We start from the raw sequence: 18,696 nt of genomic DNA on the forward strand, positions 1-18,696 counted from the left end.
TAGTGGAATATTTTTGAACTCACGCACATATACCAGACGTTATACTAGCAAGGTTGAATTTATGCAACAGATATCACTAAAACGCAGTTCATCAATAATAGAAAGAAAACAACGCACTTACATCCGCAGGCACACATGTTCAACAGGTAATCACAATTGTCATACATATACTCAACAACCATTTCTTGAAGCCCAGAGTGCATGTCGACACACTGCGAATTTCAATCAGACAATACACATGTTTTGTGCATGACATCCATAGAGCTTTCTTCTTGATCCGGCCTTAACCAATTAATAACTGATGAAAAAATCAGCAATATTGAAAAACCCTGCAAGACAAGAGTTGTTATAGCTTGTGCAAAGGAAGATAATATGCAGATCTCTAGCAAATTATAATTAAGACGGTATGACTGAATACCTACTACTACTTGTCGGTACAGTGTTGGTTAACAACTTTGTACTAGTGAAATTTTTAGGCCTTTGCCCGTTCATGGGCGTGTCTAAAAAACTGGAAACAGCAATTGGCATGGGTTTGGCGACAACGTTTGTACTTACCCTGGCATCCGTATGCGCGTATCTTGTTGAAGCCTATATCCTCGTCCCTCTTGGCATTCAATACCTTCGAACACTTAGCTTCATTCTGGTGATCGCTGTCGTGGTTCAGTTTACCGAGATGGTCGTCCATAAAACCAGCCCGACGCTTTATCGTCTACTGGGGATATTCCTGCCACTAATCACGACAAACTGTGCGGTTTTGGGGGTTGCACTCCTGAATATCAACGAACGCCACAATTTCATTGAATCTGTGGTGTATGGCTTCGGTGCTGCTATTGGCTTCTCGCTGGTCTTGGTGCTGTTTGCTTCTATGCGTGAGCGCATTGCCGCAGCGGATGTTCCGAGTCCTTTTAAAGGCGCCTCAATCGCCATGATCACAGCCGGCCTGATGTCTCTTGCCTTTATGGGCTTTACTGGATTGGTGAAACTATAAAATGAGCGGAATATTAATTGCAGTTATTGCAATCGCAGTACTTGCCGCGATTTTTGGCCTGGTCCTTGGCTTTGCCTCGATCCGCTTCAAGGTAGAAGCCGATCCGATTGTCGAGCAAATCGATAGCATTTTGCCACAAACCCAGTGCGGCCAGTGCGGTTACCCTGGCTGCCGTCCCTACGCGGAAGCCATTGCCAACGGTGATGATATTAACAAATGCCCTCCCGGCGGCCAGCAAACCATAGAGAAGCTGGCTGATTTGATGGGGGTAGATGTTCAGGACTCGGCTCACGATGATGACAAAGGCCTGAAAAAAGTCGCGTTTATCCATGAAGACATGTGCATCGGCTGTACCAAGTGCATTCAGGCATGTCCTGTTGATGCGATCGTCGGCGGCACTAAGGCGCTACACACCGTCATCAAAGATGAGTGTACCGGTTGCGATCTTTGTGTCGCACCTTGTCCGACCGACTGTATCGAAATGGTTCCGGTAGAAATGACCCCGGAAAGCTGGAAGTGGGAGCTTAACAAAATCCCCGTCGTCAATATTCCTGCTGATACAAGCGCCAACAAGGTAGAGTAACCATGCTGTCAATCATCGAACAAATAAAACAGGGTCAGCTATGGGACTTCCCGGGCGGAATTCATCCACCAGAGCAAAAAGCCCTGTCCAGCCATTCTGAAATTGCCGAAGCCAAGATCCCTGGTGAGCTGGTGCTGCCCCTAAAACAGCACATCGGCGCCGTTGGTGATGTATTGGTCACAGCCGGAGACAAAGTACTCAAAGGTCAGCCACTGACGCATGCCGATGTAGCACTGAGTGTACCGGTTCACGCCCCGACTTCAGGCACAATTAAGGCGGTAAAACCTCATACTATCGCCCACCCTTCCGGCTTATCTGATCTTTGTATCATTATTGAGCCGGATGGCAATGATACCTGGGGTGAGAAAACAATCATCGCTGACTATCGCCAGACTGAAACAGCAGATCTGATTGATCATATCCGCCTCCAAGGGATCTCCGGCATGGGCGGTGCAGGTTTTCCAGCCGGCCGTAAACTTCAAAGTGGTTTGGGAAAAACAGATATCCTGATCATTAATGCTGCTGAGTGCGAACCATATATCACTGCCGACGATCGCCTGATGCAAGATAACGCTCGCGATGTCGTTGAAGGCATTCGGATCCTGAATCATATCCTTGTCCCCAAGCTCACTATCATCGGTATCGAAGATAACAAGCCGGAAGCAATCGAGGCGCTTCAACGCTGTATCAGCGAAGATGACGGTATTGTTATTCGTGCAATCCCGACCAAATACCCTTCCGGTGGCGAGAAGCAGTTAATCAAGGTGCTGACAGGCAAAGAGGTTCCGACTAAAGGGATACCTGCCGACATTGGCATCATGATGCACAATGTGGGAACCACGCATGCAATCAAGCGTGCCGTAGTTGACGGCGAACCCTTGATTCAGCGTGTTGTTACCGTCACCGGCAAAACGTTCAAACAGCCTGGCAACACCTGGGCATTGTTAGGAACACCGGTAAATTTCCTGCTGGAGCGTTTTGGCTATAAAGCCGATAAGAAACTACCACGCGTGATCATGGGTGGCCCGATGATGGGTTTTACCCTGCCACACTGTGATGTTCCAATCACCAAGATTGCCAACTGTATTCTGGCTCCGACACGCAAGGAAATTTCTCCGACAAACCATGAAATGTCCTGCATCCGCTGTACAGCGTGTGCCGAGGCCTGTCCGGTCTCCCTGCTACCGCAACAGCTACAGTGGTATGCCAAAGATCAGGACTATGCCAAATGCGAGGAATACAATCTCTTTGACTGTATTGAATGCGGAGCCTGTGCGTATGTCTGCCCAAGTGAAATCCCGCTGGTTCAATACTATCGCCAGGCCAAAGCAGAAATTCGTCAGCGTAAGCAAGATGAAGAGAATGCCGAGCGAGCCAAACAACGCTTTGAAGCCAAGAAAGCCCGTTTAGAGCGGGACAAGGCTGAGCGAGAGAACCGCTTTAAGAAAGCAGCTGATGATCGCCGCAAAGAAATGGCAGCTTCCGGAGGCGATGATGCGGTTGCTGCTGCTATAGCACGTGTTAAAGCCAAACAAGCAGCGGCCAGCACCAATGCCGACACCGACAAGAAACCAGCAGTTGCAGCAGCGATTGCCCGGGCAAAAGCCAAGCAGGCTGCAGCCCAGTCCGGTGACAGCCAAGTTTCTCAAGAAGCTTTGCCTGACAATACAGAGATGGCAAAACTTCGCGAAGAACGCAAGCGTCTGGCTCGCGAGCGAAAAGCTGTCAAACAAACAGAAAGTACCGCTGATACACCAGCATCGGAAACAACAGGCGATGCTAAAAAAGATGCAGTAGCTGCTGCCATTGCACGGGCCAAGGCCCGCAAAGCCGCGCAAGCATCTGAAACTGCTCAGGAAACACCTGAGCCTGCAGCGACCGAAGCTGAGGCTGATCCGAAGAAAGCTGCCGTTGCTGCTGCCATCGCCCGTGCCAAGGCTCGTAAAGCCGCGCAAGCATCTGAAACTGCTCAGGAAACACCTGAGCCTGCAGCGACCGAAGCTGAGGCTGATCCGAAAAAAGCTGCCGTTGCTGCTGCCATCGCCCGTGCCAAGGCTCGTAAAGCCGCGCAAGCGTCTGAAGCTGCTCAGGAAACACCTGAGCCTGCAGCGACCGAAGCTGAGGCTGAACCGAAAAAAGCTGCCGTTGCTGCTGCCATCGCCCGTGCCAAGGCTCGTAAAGCCGCGCAAGCGTCTGAAGCTGCTCAGGAAACACCTGAGCCTGCAGCGACCGAAGCTGAGGCTGAACCGAAAAAAGCTGCCGTTGCTGCTGCCATCGCCCGTGCCAAGGCTCGTAAAGCCGCGCAAGCGTCTGAAGCTGCTCAGGAAACACCTGAGCCTGCAGCGACCGAAGCTGAGGCTGAACCGAAAAAAGCTGCCGTTGCTGCTGCCATCGCCCGTGCTAAGGCTCGCAAGGCTGCCAAAGAAGCTGAAGCGCAGGCGGAGCAAACTCAGGACGAGCCAGCCGACACGGCCTCTGAGGAAGACGTGGATCCGAAGAAAGCCGCCGTCGCTGCTGCCGTTGCCCGCGCCAAGGCTCGCAAGGCTGCCAAAGAAGCTGAAGCGCAGGCGGAGCAAACTCAGGACGAGCCAGCCGACACGGCCTCTGAGGAAGACGTGGATCCGAAGAAAGCCGCCGTCGCTGCTGCCGTTGCCCGCGCCAAGGCTCGCAAGGCTGCCAAAGAGGCTGAAACGCAGGCGGAGCAAACTCAGGACGAGCCAGCCAGCACAGTTACTGAGGAAGACGTGGATCCGAAGAAAGCCGCCGTCGCTGCTGCCGTTGCCCGCGCCAAGGCTCGCAAGGCTGCCAAAGAGGCTGAAACGCAGGCGGAGCAAACTCAGGACGAGCCAGCCAGCACAGTTACTGAGGAAGACGTGGATCCGAAGAAAGCCGCCGTCGCTGCTGCCGTTGCCCGCGCCAAGGCTCGCAAGGCTGCCAAAGAAGCTGAAGCGCAGGCGGAGCAAACTCAGGACGAGCCAGCCAGCACAGTTACTGAGGAAGACGTGGATCCGAAGAAAGCCGCCGTCGCTGCTGCCGTTGCCCGCGCCAAGGCTCGCAAGGCTGCCAAAGAAGCTGAAACGCAGGCGGAGCAAACTCAGGACGAGCCAGCCAGCACAGTTACTGAGGAAGACGTGGATCCGAAGAAAGCCGCCGTCGCTGCTGCTATTGCCCGTGCTAAGGCTCGCAAGGCTGCCCAACAGGCAGCAAAAGATACACAACAGAATAACGAGGATAACTAATCGTGGCTTTTAATATTGCCAGCTCACCCCATACACATAGCCGACGCAGTACCAGCGATATCATGCGTACTGTCATTCTTTGTTCGGCCCTTGGTATTGCTGCCCAATGGTTCTTCTTTGGCTGGGGTGTACTGATCCAGGTTATTCTGGCTTCTTTGGTAGCGCTCGCCTCTGAAGCTGCAATACTGGTTTTGCGTAAGCGCCCGGTATTACCTTACCTGCGCGATAACAGTGCACTGCTTACCGGTATTCTGGTCGGTATTTCAATCCCGCCGCTGGCTCCCTGGTGGATCACCGTGATCGGTGTTGTCTTTGCAATTGTTATCGCCAAACACTTATATGGCGGCCTCGGACAGAATCTCTTCAACCCTGCGATGGTAGCCTATGTTGTCTTGCTGATTTCCTTTCCGGTGCAGATGACAACCTGGCTTCCTCCCTCTTCAATCAGCGCCGCTCCTGTGTCGCTGCTTGATAGCCTGTATACAGTATTTACCGGCTTTACCCAAGACGGGTTCAGTGTGCATCAACTCAGGATGTCCGTTGACGGGGTAACCATGGCAACACCTTTGGACACCCTGAAGACATCACTGACAACCGGCCATACCACCACTGAAACTCTCGCTAGCCCAATCTTCGGTATGATTGCCGGTATTGGTTGGGAGTGGGTAAATGTTGGCTTCTTGCTGGGTGGTTTGCTACTGCTGAAGCTGCGCATTATTCAGTGGCAGATCCCTGTCGGTATGCTGGGCGCATTGTTTGTGATCAGCACCGTTGCCTTCCTATTCAACCCGGACGGCACGGCATCACCAATCATCCACCTATTCTCTGGTGCTACTATGCTCGGGGCATTCTTTATTGCCACCGATCCTGTATCGGCATCGACCACAGTCAAAGGTCGTCTGATTTTTGGTGCCTTAATCGGGATCCTGGTTTACCTCATCCGAACCTGGGGTGGCTTCCCTGACGGTGTCGCGTTCAGCGTATTGCTGGCAAACATGTGTGTACCTATGATCGATTACTACACACGCCCACGAACATACGGCCACTTATAGGAGCAAGCATGCTGATTGCAATGAAAAAAAACAGCGGTGTACTGGCAGTATTTGCCCTGCTTGCTACCCTGCTAGTATCTGTTACCCAACTGCTGACTGCCGGAAGAATTCAAGAGCAACAACAAAAGGAGCTGCTTAAGGTTCTGAACCAGGTGATCCCTGCAGAAAACCATGACAACGAGCTCTACAAAAGCTGCACCCTAGTCACCAATGAGCAATATCTCGGCACCTCTACGCCAATGCCGGCTTACCTGGCAGAAAAAGAAGGTGAAGTGTCGGGTGTTGCGATTGAAGCTATTGCGCCCGACGGTTACAACGGAGCCATCAAAATTATTGTCGGCCTTGATAACTCTGGTGTCGTCACGGGTGTGCGTGTCCTAAGCCACAATGAAACCCCGGGGCTTGGCGATAAAATTGATACCCGGATTACCGACTGGATTTACAGCTTTACCGGCAAGAAACTTCAAGGTGAAAAAGATGCCAGCTGGGCAGTTCGCAAAGACGGCGGTAATTTTGACCAGTTTACCGGTGCAACCATTACTCCGCGTGCTGTTGTCGGTGCTGTGAAGAAGGTATCGCTGTATTACCAGCGCTACCAACAGGAATTGTTTAATCAACCTCTGAATTGTCAGGGCCACTCATGAGCATAAATAAAGAATTGATGAAAAATGGCCTGTGGGATAACAACCCGGCTATCGTTCAGTTACTGGGACTCTGTCCTCTTCTGGCCGTATCGGCAACCGTCACCAATGCCCTTGGTCTAGGGCTTGCTACCACGGCAGTGCTCATCGGATCGAACCTGATCGTTTCACTGGTTCGTCAATGGGTGCCGTCTGAAGTTCGGATCCCGGTCTTCGTAATGATCATTGCGGCACTGGTTACCTGTGTCCAGTTACTAATGAATGCCTTCACTTACGGGCTATACCAGTCACTGGGGATCTTCATTCCGTTGATCGTGACTAACTGTATTATTATTGGTCGCGCAGAATCTTTCGCCTCCAAGAACGAACCTATACCTGCCGTGTTAGATGGTTTGTGGATGGGGCTGGGTCTTACCTCAACCCTGGTGGTGCTCGGCGCGATGCGCGAAATTCTGGGAAATGGTACCTTGTTCGACGGTGCTGACCGCCTGCTGGGAGACTGGGCAGCATCATTGCGAATTGAAGTATTCAGCTTTGACAGCAACTTCTTGCTGGCTATGCTGCCTCCCGGTGCCTTTATCGGTGTCGGTTTTATCATCGCACTCAAGAATGTGATAGATAAAAAACGCGAACAGAAAGCGGCAGGTGCTGAAGCCAAACCAGAAATTGAACGAGCGCGAGTTACCTCGGCCAACTAAACGTTCAACCTTAAAAATATACTATAAACCGCAGTTAGCTACATTCCTACAGGCGGCTCAACCTGTTTCTGGCCCTACACCAGAGGAATAGCTTACTGCGGCAACAGCCAACAGTTGTTAGGAAGCAAGCATGAACAATGAAAAACGCGTTCAGATCCTTGAACGTCTGCGGGCAGAGAATCCGCACCCGGAAACCGAACTCAACTGGAGCTCACCTTTTGAACTACTGATTGCGGTTCTTCTGTCAGCACAGGCCACCGATGTCAGCGTCAACAAGGCCACCGACAAACTCTATCCTGTCGCCAACACTCCTCAGGCCATGTTCGATCTAGGTGTTGAGGGCGTAAAGGAATATATCAAAACCATCGGCCTGTTTAACTCCAAGGCTGAGAACGTCATTAAGACTTGCAGGATCCTGCTCGAACAACACGGCGGGGAAGTCCCTGAAAACCGCGAAGCCCTGGAGGCTCTGCCAGGTGTCGGCCGCAAAACGGCCAATGTCGTCCTTAACACCGCATTCGGCTGGCCAACCATCGCCGTCGATACCCATATTTTCCGGGTATCAAACCGGACCAAATTCGCAATGGGTAAGAACGTTGATCAAGTCGAGCAAAAGCTACTAAAGGTGGTTCCGAAAGAATTCAAGGTTGATGTCCATCACTGGCTGATATTACACGGCCGTTATACCTGCGTGGCCCGCAAGCCCCGCTGCGGCAGCTGTGTTATTGAAGACCTGTGCGAATTCAAAGATAAAGTTTACCCGAATGAGTAACAACAATTTCCGGAATGGTTATTTTCCATTCTGTTTGTTGCACCTATTATATCTGCACTCAAACTCTTTCCGACATCGGAGGCACTATGGCTAACGGACGCATTCTTCATACAATGTTGCGCGTAGGCGATCTCGAACGCTCTATTCAATTTTATACCGATATCATGGGCATGCAGCTACTTCGCAAGCGTGACAATGAGGCCTATAAATATACTCTGGCCTTTGTTGGCTATGGTGATGAGTCAACAGGCGCCGTCATCGAGCTGACCTATAACTGGGGAACAACCGAATACGAAATGGGCGATGCTTTCGGCCATATTGCAATTGGTGTTGAAGACATTTACGCAACCTGTGATGCGATTAAAGCTTCGGGGGGCAACGTGAGCCGCGAACCAGGCCCAGTGAAAGGCGGAAGTACGCACATTGCATTCGTTACCGACCCGGACGGCTACAAGATCGAGTTGATCCAGCGTAGTTAAGTGGCCAATTCATGATATCGCAAAGCCTGCTATGACAGGCTTTGCTTACACTCATCAGCCCTACTCCACCTTACCGAAATACTCTACGACAGTCGCACGATACTCATTATCTTTGTTGGGATCATTAAACTCTATTGAGTAGAAAGGCATCACGCTATCTTTGAGCTTCTCGGCAATTTGCAGTTCCAAATTTTCCGCACTAACCGTACTGGTGACTTCATAGGTATCAGCGCGGTTAAGCTCCATTTCGTCTGCCTGCTCTAACGTAATCTGCTTCGCCGCCACTTCACTGGCAAGCTCCTCTTTTACCCTTTCGGCATCACTGCTTACCACTGAGTCATCGGCAAATACCAAGCCAGAACTGAACATGAGTACCAACAAAAGCACATTCATAACTACCACCGCCTTTTCTTAGTATGTTTATCTCTATACCCATCTCAATTTAGCTCTTTCGGCAGTTACTTCAGCTCCAAAATTAAGAAAGTGGAAAAGCATCATAAAAAGCAGGGTTGATAATGATATTTATTCTCATTAATATATAAAAAAAACCAAGAGAGAACGGTCATGTCATTCAACTTTCCAGAATTGCCTTACCCCTATGATGCACTCGAACCATATATCGATGCCAAAACGATGGAAATCCACCATAGCCGCCATCACAAAACTTACTATGATAAATTTATGACTGCGATTATCGGTACTGAGTTGGAACAACAATCTCTTCATGAGATTTTTGCCACAGTTTCTAAACAGGCTCCTGCCGTCAGAAACCACGGTGGCGGTTTTTTCAACCACAACCTCTACTGGCAGTGCATGTCACCCAGTGGTGGCGGGCAACCAGGCGGCCTACTTGCCGAAGCAATTAACTGTCACTTCGGCAGCTTTGAACATTTCAAAACAGCTTTCTCCGAGGCAGCAGCCAACCACTTCGGTTCTGGGTTCATCTGGCTTTGCGTCAACGACGGGCGGTTGGAAATCTCTTCCACCAGCAACCAGGACAATCCGCTGATGGATGTTGTCGGTAATTGTGGGGAGCCGATTCTGGCACTCGATGTCTGGGAGCATGCCTACTACATCAGCTACCAGAACAAACGCCCGGAATACATCGACGCATGGTGGCATGTTGTTGACTGGCAGCAAGTCGAACAGCATTTTGTCGAGGCATTACAGCAGCAGTAATCTAAGGAATAATCATGGATGTATCACGCTGGGAACGGCATACCTTGCTGGCCGCAGAAGCCGAAGAGAATAACAAGCCAATGATGTCAGTGATTCATTACCAACTGGCTTTGGCTGAATCGCAGCAGCTAGAACCGATTCAGGGGACGCGCGAAGAGCTTGAGGACTTACTGACCATCAAAGTCACGTCTTGTCATAATCTGGCGTCTTTTTGGCGAAAGGCTGGCGACAACGAGTATGAGCTTAAGTACTTACAGCTTGCCTCTGAGCAAGTAATGGCACTTATTCCTCAGTGTCCTCGCAAGGAGTGTGATGCATTTATTGATACCCTTGGGTGCTGTAAATCCGCTTTGATCTCGTTTCTAAAACGCCACCCCAATCCGGCAGTTGCCCGCCAACTTGAGCATATCAATATCAGTAACCAATGTGAGCTGATCGCCAAGTTTCGTCTTCACTAAATGGCTAAACTTGAATGACTTTATAGCCTGATAGGTACAATGAACTAGGATCAAAAAAGCGAGATACACTGAGTATCTCGCTTTGTTTATTTAGGGTTTTTGACATCTGCTAGATAAGTGTCCTGCCTAATGAAATCACAACACGGCGGTTTTGATTGCGCCCGATTGGCGTTTCATTGTCGGCAATTGGCCGACGTTTTCCGTAAGCCTCAACCTGAATCCGGTCTTTCGGCAAGCCCATTGCCATAAAGTATTCTTCCAGCTTCTTGGCCCGCCGCTCCGACAATGCCTGATTGACGTTCTTGCCGCCCCGTGAATCGGTATAGGTTGCGACCAATACCAAATCAACATCATCACTATATCGGACAAAATCACTGATCTGAGCCAGGCGCTGGCGCGAGGCTTTGTTCAACTCATCACTATCATGGTCGTAGTGAAGAACGGTAAAGGCAATATCATCGAAACTGTAAGGCAGCAAGTTGTCTATACACTGACTAAATTGCTGATAGGGCGCCTGAAACGAGACCGCTGAAAGCCCGACTTCAATACGTTTATTTCGATGCTGCCAGTCCTGATAACTTAGCGTCGGGTAACGCCCGCTCTCAAGCTCGGTCAGCATTGCCCAGGCCATTTGCCCCCCAATATAGCCATCAAACTGTTTGAAGAAGGTAATTTTAGTGATTGGCTCAGCCGCATCCCCCGGCATCCAGCGCGGCGGCATCGATACCAGGCTGACATCGCGTGTTTCCCCCATGGGACGGCGCATCTTAAGTTCAAAATCTAGATTGATTTTTTTGCTCGCCCGGGAGGTAAACTGAGCTTCACCGTAATTGGGTATCTTATGCAGCATACGACATTCCAGCGGAGTATCAACAGCAACCTTCCAGCTCGATTGCGCAGGCGTCGCGACATATTGCTTGCTTGCCATCACCGTGTTACTTGCTGTCGCAGCGGCTAGCAATGCGCCTGCCAAGCACAATGATGTTGTTGTATTGCCCATATTCCTACCACCAGCTCAATCGTAATGCTGACTATTGTATCGGATCTGACGAAAAAATCTTTAGGTGCAGTTTCCCCGCGATGAATTAAGGTTTAGCTCCCGGAGTGAATCTGACATAATGCGCTCTTCATTTTTATCAACCGCAGTGCTATGAGCCAAGATAACGAACTAAACACTCTTAAAAGTCGCTTTCGCGGCTACTTTCCCGTCGTCATTGATGTAGAAACTGCCGGCTTTAATGCCAAAACAGATGCCCTGCTCGAGATCTGTGCAGTCACCCTGAAAATGGATGAAGAAGGCTGGCTAAAGCCTGCTTCGACTATCCATTATCACATAACGCCATTTGAAGGGGCTGTGATCCATAAAGAGGCGCTGGAGTTTAACGGGATCCGGGATCCGTTCAGTCCGCTTCGCGGTGCGGTCTCTGAAGAAGCGGCACTAAAAGAGATCTACAAGCAGATCCGCAAAGAACAAAAAGCGGCTGGTTGCTCCCGTGCCATCATGGTTGCCCATAACGCCAACTTTGATCACAGCTTTGTGATGGCGGCTTCTGAGCGTGCCAAACTAAAGCGCAATCCCTTTCACCCATTTGCGACCTTCGATACGGCAGCATTGAGCGGTTTGGCATTCGGCCAGACAGTCTTGGCCAAGGCCTGTAGCACCGCCGGGATCCCGTTCGATAACAAGGAAGCCCACTCCGCTCTTTATGACACTGAACGCACATCAGAATTATTCTGTGAGATTGTTAACAAATGGAAGAAATTAGGTGGCTGGCCACTTTTTGATTCTGCAGAAGAAAAGAGCGAAGAAACTCAACCTTAGAGAATAACAAACTCATCGGACCACATTGAAAGTCAACTTTCTGGCATTTTAGAGTAATTACTCAATACGCCTGATTGATATTTTTTTGTGAGAGCGTTAACAAATGAAAGAATTAGGCGAACAGCAAGTTTTAAAATCTCAAACAGAAAAAATCGAAGTGTCTTAAAAATTAAACACGCAAAACTCATCAGACCTCCTATGAGTCCAGCAGTGCTGGGCTTTTAGAAACATGTTTTCAAACACACAATATATTTAAAACGCCCGTTTTAAACACCAATAAATAATATACCATTCAATTACTCATTTCTCACAAAAACAACGTGTTACAACGACTTAACATTTATATTTTTCATCCTTATACTGCGTAATACTGTTTCATATTGTTTCAGATTGATTCTATGGAAGACTGGTCGCGCCTACGTAATCACCTCGTATCATAATGATGTGAAGCCACTATGCCTGAACAACATGCCTTGTTCTGAGCGCGTTAAGCATAGAGCCGGTGTTTTCTGATTCTGCATGAAGCCGTATTTCATTAATTTGTTTTTCCTTCATGGAACGAAGAACAAGAAGCAAATATCAAAGAGGCAAATATAATAATGTCCAGAAAAATAACACTCACTGCCGTCGCCGTAACCGCGGCATTAATGTCTGTCAATGTCAACGCAGCTGGCTTTCAGGTTAACGAACACTCTGCATCTGGCTTAGGTCGGGCGTTCTCCGGCGAAGCCGCCGTCGCTGATAATGCATCAGTATTAGCACGTAACCCTGCCGCAATGACCCTTTTCAAAACCGCTGAGTTTTCAGGTGCGATCAGTATCGTTGATCCTGATATCGATGTTGAAGATAATGATTTCGGTCAGACAGCAAAAGACGTTGCGCCTTTAGGTATTGTTCCGGCGGGTTACTATATCCATCCTATCAACGATCGCTTCGCGGTCGGATTGGCAATGTTTTCCAACTACGGAGTAGCGACCGAATATCCGGCAGATTTTAATGCAGGCTCTTCAGCCGGTGAAACATCTCTTATCACACTGAATTTCAACCCGAATATTGCCTATCGGATCAATGAGCACTTCAGCATCGGCGGTGGTGTCAGCCTTGTCTACGGCGACGCCGAGCTCACACGATTTTTAGGGTCAATGGCTGCCGCTGTTGATGGTGGCAAACCGAGTGATAAAAGTATAAAAATGGAAGGCGATACCACCGGTTGGGGCTGGAATGTCGGTGCTCTCTATGAAATTAATGATGATCACCGTTTCGGCCTGAGCTATCGCTCTCAGGTGGATCTTGACTTTGATGGTGACTTTACCGATTACACAGGCCTTATTACCGGAGCTGCCAATAATACCGTTCCCGGTTCACTATCTGTTGTGCTACCTGCGATTGCTGAATTCTCCGGTTATCACGCTCTAAATAGCCAATGGGCCATTCACTACGGTATTCAGTGGATACAGTACAGTAAGTTCGAAGAGCTACGTGGTACCGGTGATCAGTGTACCTATAATGGCCAAGCCGGGGTTTGCTTGCTGAAAGACGAAGATTACGACGATAACTCCCGCTACTCCATCGGGGCAACCTATATCCTCAACCCGACCTGGACCCTTCGCGCCGGTTTTGCCTTCGATGAGCAAGCCGGTAAATCAACCCTTAGTATCCCTGATACCGATCGTTACTGGTACTCGGCAGGTGCAACCTATACCTACAGCCCGAAGATGACGTTTGATGTTGGCTTGACCTATCTCGATGGTAAAGAGGCCACCTTTACCGAAGATGGCAGCTCATTCACTTCTACCGGTGGTGCAATCATCAGCGCCGCGCAAATCAACTACAAATTTTAGGATTCGGTAGCCCCTCGGCTGCAACATGATTTGAAAGATAGGGATATAACATGAAAAAGAATATTTTAGCGGTACTGATTGCCTCTAGTATTGGCTTGGCTGGCTGCGGAAATGAAAGCGAAGTCGTCGGTAACCCAACCATTGATCCAATCATCGAAAGAAGCCTGAAAGCTGATACCAAGATCAAGTTTGACATTCTTTCCAACCCAAAATCACCTGTGGTAGTCAAACCGACCTACCTGGCAGTTGATAAAAACGATGGAACCTTAGCAACAGAAAGCTTAGCTGATGACCCTAATAAATGGTCTGACCCACTTGTTACCATGGGTAAAACTGATGGCTGGAGCACCAACCAACCGATAACAATTGAGTTTATAGGCAATGATTTAGATGGCACCACTGCTGCAGATGGATTCTACTTGCTAGAAACAGGCGATCCTACGTCTAGTACTTATACCAGCACCCAACCGGTACCACTGACTGAAGCTAACGGTGACTTCAAAGTCTTTGCCTCGGGAAAAACCTTGACGGTACTGCTGACCAAACCACTAAAACCTGCTAGCCAATACCAGTTTGCCATTACCTCTGATTTAAAAGATATCAACGGCAATGAAGTAGGCATGAGTAACAGCTACGCGGTATTAAAATCAACTACCCGACCACCGAGCGAAAAGCTCGAACCTGCACAGCGCCTCGCCCATGCCAGTGAAGCAACGTTTGCCGCAACCGGGGTTGATAAAAACAAGATAATCTTCACTAACTGGTTTACGACCGCCTCAGCTGGTGATGTTCTGTTCGCAGGAAAAGCCGCTTCGGCACTTGCGCTGAAAAATGATGCCTCAACCGTCTGGCAGGGCTCTGCAATTGGTGATGTCTCAACAGCTGATCTCGCCAAACTATATACAATGACGGGCCTTACATCAGCAGGAACTACTGTCGGGGGAACAAATGAAGTTTATACCGGCAAAGTGTACTTGCCCTATTTCCTCGAGACGGCTGCAGACAAGTTTAGTACCACTCCATGGCAAAGCGGCATGCCAAGTTTAGCTGCTATTAAATACATACTGGGAGATGAAACTGCCAGTAGCACCGACAAAGCCATTGTTATGCAGAAGCTGACAGATTGGGGCATTACTCAGGATGATCTTGAAAAAGTCAGTACTGATCCGGCCGTACAGCTCAAAGTTCTTCCGCTGCTAACAGGCAAAACAATCACTTTATCCGATGGCAGTCAGTTAGATAGCGAACGCCTAATTACGCGCTACAGCCCAGTTCCTAAACTGAAATCCGTACAAGAAGTTGAGTACACCTTGATTCTGCCACCAGCTGCAAGTGGTTGCCAAGCAATTGAGAAAAACACTGTCAGCATATACCAGCATGGGATCACTGCAAATAAAGAGGAATTAAAAACCAGCTCGCTGGCGGATACCATCATCGGCAGCTCCTGTAATGCAATCTTCGCAATTGACTTGCCATTACATGGTACACGTGGCGTAACACTTCCAGTCGTTGGTTATACTACAGCATCAACCAAGCCTGAAATCTTCTTAAACCTTGAAACATTGCCTGTCGGACGGGACAACCTGCGTCAAAGTGTCATGGACCAGATTAACCTTCGTGTTGCTATCGGCAGATTGTTTGCATCTATAAAACAAGGAAATGCTGGTGCGATGGGAGCCTTTGGCTGGCTAAATCCAGATAATGGCGTTAGCTTTATCGGCCACTCTCTTGGTGCGATGACTGGGGTTGCATTAGGTAACGTTGCCAATCGTCCACTCGGAACATCTGCCGAAGACCAACAAAGCGATGCACTGTTCTTTAATATCAATAAACTCGCTCTAGCCAACCCAGGAGCCGGTATTCCTTACCTACTAATGGAGTCGACAGAGTACGGTAACTTTGTAAAAGGCACCCTGCTAGCTGGTGCCGATGCAAAATTCAAAGCTGACTGTGACTCAAAAAGTTTAGACTATAAAACATGTTACGCTGGCTTTGAAGCCTTGTTAGTTGGCAGCGGTGATTCCGAATCCATTGCAACCTTAACCAAGGTATATAGTAATTTCACTCAATTTGCCTATGCCGCGCAGACAATTCTGGATACTGTTGATCCACTCAACCATGCACCACAGATAAGCAGCGGGCTACCTGTCTACTTATCAATGGTGAAAGATGACAGCACAATTCCAACACAGCTTACATTCAGAAGTACTGTCACCGGTACAAGTATCGCTAAGCCTTATTCGGTATTTGGCGGTACCTTGCCGTTGGTTGACGAAGGCCTCCTAAACCTAAGTGTCACCGACAGTGATGTAGCATCTTTAGTCAAGCATGTTACTTACTTTACAGCCGGAGACCATGGCAGTCAGAAGAAAGACAGAAACGCGGCTAGCCCAGATGCCGCTACAGGCGAAATGCAAGATCACATCGCCAGCTTGGTCAATGGCAACGGTACTAGCCTTACAGTACCAAATGCAGGCACTGTACTTTCGGCAACCTTGCCTGACCCTTCTACGAAGCAATATGGCTTTTAACTTTCTGTAATACACAAAAAGGCTAGCCTCACGGCTAGCCTTTCTTTTATCTGTTTTCTTCAGCCTATTCTGTAACTGAATTACAAATCATCAGTATGTTCAGACAGGTATTTCGCCACCCCTTGCGGTGACGCATCCATACCCTCTTTGCCTTTCTCCCACTGTGCCGGACACACTTCGCCGTTTTGCTCATGGAACTGCAGGGCATCAACCATCCGTAGCATCTCGTCGATATTACGTCCCAGCGGCAAGTCATTCACTACCTGGTGACGAACAACCCCTTCCTTGTCAATCAGGAACGAACCACGGAAGGCGACACCGGCTTCTGGGTGTTCAACATCATAAGCCTGACAAATCTCATGCTTGGTATCAGCAACCAACGGATACTTAACCGGCCCAATCCCGCCATCTTCAACAGCAGTATTACGCCACGCATTATGAGAAAACTGTGAATCAATCGATACCCCGATCACTTCCACCCCTTTAGCCTGGAAGTCAGCAAAGCGCTTATCAAACGCGATCAGTTCCGAAGGGCAAACAAAGGTAAAGTCCAGCGGGTAGAAAAAAGCACCACCGCTTTTCCCTGTGTATGCTGTTTCAAATTAAACTGTTCGACAATCTCGCCATTGCCAAGCACTGCCGCGGCAGTAAAATCAGGGGCAGGACGACCTACTAGTACACTCATAACAAACTCCATTTAGTGAATGCCTTACCAGCCGAATAGGAGCAAGGCATTACGTTCGAAAATTAGCCCTAACATATTGTTATCACTAACGGTTATACATAGTGTTCATTGCAGAAACAGTATAGACACGGCTTCATGGCAAGGCTGAGACATTCAGCAAAAAAAATAAAATACCCTATCGGCATCAAATTTTTCTCGACATGTCGTAAAATTTCAGGAAACTGGATGTTTTTGAGCGAAACAGCCAAAAATAATAATAAACTTTACACATATGCCATAACACAACGGATGGATCTTAGTTTTATGAACCCAGTAGTTATATCGGTATGCGTCATGCTTGTCCTCGCATTAATGCGGGTCAATGTTGTCGTTGCGCTTACCTTCAGTGCCATATTAGGTGGCCTTATCGGCGGGATGCCGCTGGCAGAAACCGTTTCTGCATTTGAAAGCGGACTAGGTGGCGGTGCCACTACCGCCCTGAGCTATGCCATGCTCGGTACGTTTGCTGTCGCGATTTCACGCTCGGGCATCACAGATGTACTGGCGCAGAAAGTTATCAAACGGATCAGCGGCCATGAAAATGCAGCGGCTGCAACAGGTGTGAAATACTCCGTTCTTACCATTTTAGTGCTTCTAGCCATCTCTTCTCAGAACGCCATTCCGGTTCATATCGCGTTTATTCCAATTGTGATCCCCCCCCTGCTGCATGTATTTGCAAAGCTGAAGCTTGACCGCCGCCTGATCGCCTGTGTGCTGACCTTCGGCCTAGTTACCCCTTATATGGTGCTGCCTGTCGGCTTTGGCGGTATTTTCCTCAACAACATTTTGCTGAAAAACCTGCATGACAACGGTCTGGATGTCACTGCCGGCCAGGTACCTTATGCAATGCTACTACCGGCACTTGGCATGATTTTCGGCCTGCTTGTGGCTACTTTCTTCAGCTACCGCAAACCTCGCGAGTACTCTGAGGAGAAAATCCTAGCCAGCGAGCCTGAGCATGCTGAAATCAACATGCAGCATGTCTACATTGCAGTTGGTGCTATTATTGCGGCGCTGGGCGCCCAGCTATATAGCGGCTCTATGATCATCGGTGGCCTGATTGGTTTCATGGTGTTCACATTTGGTGGCGTGATCAAGTGGAAGGAAACCCACGATGTGTTCACCAAGGGCGTACACATGATGGCAATGATTGGCTTTATCATGATTGCTGCAGCCGGCTTTGCGTCGGTAATGAAAGCAACCGGCGGTGTTGAGACTCTGGTTAGCTCTTTGGCCGATGTGATTGGTGATAACAAACCTCTGGCTGCGCTTCTGATGCTGGTTGTCGGCCTGCTGGTAACAATGGGTATTGGTTCATCATTCTCTACCATCCCAATTCTGGCAACTATCTATGTCCCGCTGTGCCTGACTTTTGGCTTCTCGCCACTGGCAACCGTTGCCCTAGTCGGTACTGCAGCCGCTCTGGGTGATGCGGGTTCACCAGCCTCTGACTCGACGCTAGGACCGACAGCTGGTCTGAATGCCGACGGTCAGCATGAACACGTCTGGGAAACCGTTGTTCCGACCTTCATCCACTACAACCTGCCGCTGATTGCCTTCGGCTGGTTAGCATCGATGATCCTGTAGAACAACAAATCGATACGAAATACAACAATAAAAGGCCGCGAAAGCGGTCTTTTTCGTTGTTTCGCCCTAATTACATTCACTTCTGTTAATAATACCCAAGCT

At 49.0% G+C, this 18,696-nt stretch carries 16 protein-coding genes and 1 pseudogene; 14 read left to right on the forward strand and 3 right to left on the reverse strand.

The genetic code is table 11. The features are described from left to right. Window positions 1-406: 406 nt before the first annotated feature. From rsxA to gloA, 8 genes are all read left to right on the forward strand, one after another. Window positions 407-988, forward strand: a complete 582-nt coding sequence (gene rsxA / locus BIT28_RS14205) for an electron transport complex subunit RsxA (protein WP_075764789.1) — start codon at window positions 407-409, stop codon at window positions 986-988. Between the two features lies 1 nt (window position 989). Then, window positions 990-1,571, forward strand: a complete 582-nt coding sequence (gene rsxB / locus BIT28_RS14210; RefSeq protein ID WP_075764791.1) for an electron transport complex subunit RsxB — start codon at window positions 990-992, stop codon at window positions 1,569-1,571. A gap of 2 nt (window positions 1,572-1,573) precedes the next feature. Continuing rightward, the gene (gene rsxC, locus BIT28_RS14215; protein ID WP_075764793.1) at window positions 1,574-4,810 is read left to right on the forward strand and encodes an electron transport complex subunit RsxC; all 3,237 of its coding nucleotides are present in this window, start codon (window positions 1,574-1,576) and stop codon (window positions 4,808-4,810) included. A gap of 2 nt (window positions 4,811-4,812) precedes the next feature. After that, on the forward strand, window positions 4,813-5,862 hold the full coding sequence (gene rsxD / locus BIT28_RS14220; protein WP_075764795.1) for an electron transport complex subunit RsxD: 1,050 nt from the start codon (window positions 4,813-4,815) through the stop codon (window positions 5,860-5,862). An 8-nt stretch (window positions 5,863-5,870) separates the two neighbouring features. Next, a complete protein-coding gene (gene rsxG, locus BIT28_RS14225) occupies window positions 5,871-6,506 on the forward strand; it encodes an electron transport complex subunit RsxG (protein ID WP_075764797.1) in 636 nt (211 codons plus the stop codon). Further along, window positions 6,503-7,201, forward strand: a complete 699-nt coding sequence (locus BIT28_RS14230; RefSeq protein WP_075764799.1) for an electron transport complex subunit E — start codon at window positions 6,503-6,505, stop codon at window positions 7,199-7,201. The genes rsxG and BIT28_RS14230 overlap by 4 nt, the downstream gene beginning before the upstream one ends. A gap of 130 nt (window positions 7,202-7,331) precedes the next feature. Beyond that, entirely contained in the window at window positions 7,332-7,973 is a 642-nt protein-coding gene (gene nth / locus BIT28_RS14235; RefSeq protein WP_075764801.1) for an endonuclease III, read from the forward strand. An 86-nt stretch (window positions 7,974-8,059) separates the two neighbouring features. Continuing rightward, window positions 8,060-8,452 carry a lactoylglutathione lyase gene (gene gloA / locus BIT28_RS14240; protein WP_075764803.1) on the forward strand — a complete coding sequence of 131 codons (393 nt, stop codon included), beginning with the start codon at window positions 8,060-8,062 and terminating at the stop codon, window positions 8,450-8,452. 60 nt (window positions 8,453-8,512) lie between these two features. Here the strand turns inward: gloA and BIT28_RS14245 are convergent, their stop codons facing one another. Continuing rightward, window positions 8,513-8,845 carry a hypothetical protein gene (locus tag BIT28_RS14245; RefSeq protein ID WP_245823699.1) on the reverse strand — a complete coding sequence of 111 codons (333 nt, stop codon included), beginning with the start codon at window positions 8,843-8,845 and terminating at the stop codon, window positions 8,513-8,515. A gap of 171 nt (window positions 8,846-9,016) precedes the next feature. On the opposite strand from BIT28_RS14245, the gene BIT28_RS14250 reads away from it, so the two are divergent. Together BIT28_RS14250 and BIT28_RS14255 are read left to right on the forward strand one after the other, a co-directional pair. After that, window positions 9,017-9,631, forward strand: a complete 615-nt coding sequence (locus tag BIT28_RS14250; RefSeq protein ID WP_075764805.1) for a superoxide dismutase — start codon at window positions 9,017-9,019, stop codon at window positions 9,629-9,631. A gap of 14 nt (window positions 9,632-9,645) precedes the next feature. After that, window positions 9,646-10,089 (forward strand): DUF2753 domain-containing protein, encoded by a 444-nt coding sequence (locus tag BIT28_RS14255; protein ID WP_075764807.1) that lies wholly within the window; start codon window positions 9,646-9,648, stop codon window positions 10,087-10,089. A 109-nt stretch (window positions 10,090-10,198) separates the two neighbouring features. Here the strand turns inward: BIT28_RS14255 and motY are convergent, their stop codons facing one another. Beyond that, entirely contained in the window at window positions 10,199-11,017 is an 819-nt protein-coding gene (gene motY, locus BIT28_RS14260; protein ID WP_245823700.1) for a flagellar protein MotY, read from the reverse strand. 222 nt (window positions 11,018-11,239) lie between these two features. Between motY and rnt the strand changes: the two genes are divergently transcribed. The 3 genes from rnt (at window position 11,240) to BIT28_RS14275 (ending at window position 16,283) form a co-directional block, all read left to right on the forward strand. Beyond that, window positions 11,240-11,911, forward strand: a complete 672-nt coding sequence (rnt, locus tag BIT28_RS14265) for a ribonuclease T (protein WP_075764811.1) — start codon at window positions 11,240-11,242, stop codon at window positions 11,909-11,911. 599 nt (window positions 11,912-12,510) lie between these two features. Beyond that, a complete protein-coding gene (locus BIT28_RS14270) occupies window positions 12,511-13,752 on the forward strand; it encodes an outer membrane protein transport protein (protein WP_075764813.1) in 1,242 nt (413 codons plus the stop codon). A 50-nt stretch (window positions 13,753-13,802) separates the two neighbouring features. Further along, entirely contained in the window at window positions 13,803-16,283 is a 2,481-nt protein-coding gene (locus tag BIT28_RS14275) for a VolA/Pla-1 family phospholipase (RefSeq protein WP_075764815.1), read from the forward strand. Window positions 16,284-16,363: 80 nt separating this feature from the next. Here BIT28_RS14275 and BIT28_RS14280 read toward each other — a convergent pair. Then, window positions 16,364-16,968: pseudogene (locus BIT28_RS14280) on the reverse strand (peroxiredoxin C). 303 nt (window positions 16,969-17,271) lie between these two features. On the opposite strand from BIT28_RS14280, the gene BIT28_RS14285 reads away from it, so the two are divergent. Continuing rightward, window positions 17,272-18,594: a Na+/H+ antiporter family protein gene (locus BIT28_RS14285; RefSeq protein ID WP_075764932.1), complete on the forward strand. Its 1,323-nt coding sequence runs from the start codon at window positions 17,272-17,274 to the stop codon at window positions 18,592-18,594. Window positions 18,595-18,696 lie beyond the last annotated feature (102 nt).

This window comes from Photobacterium proteolyticum (genome assembly GCF_001939735.1).
Classification (GTDB): Bacteria; Pseudomonadota; Gammaproteobacteria; order Enterobacterales; family Vibrionaceae; genus Photobacterium; species Photobacterium proteolyticum.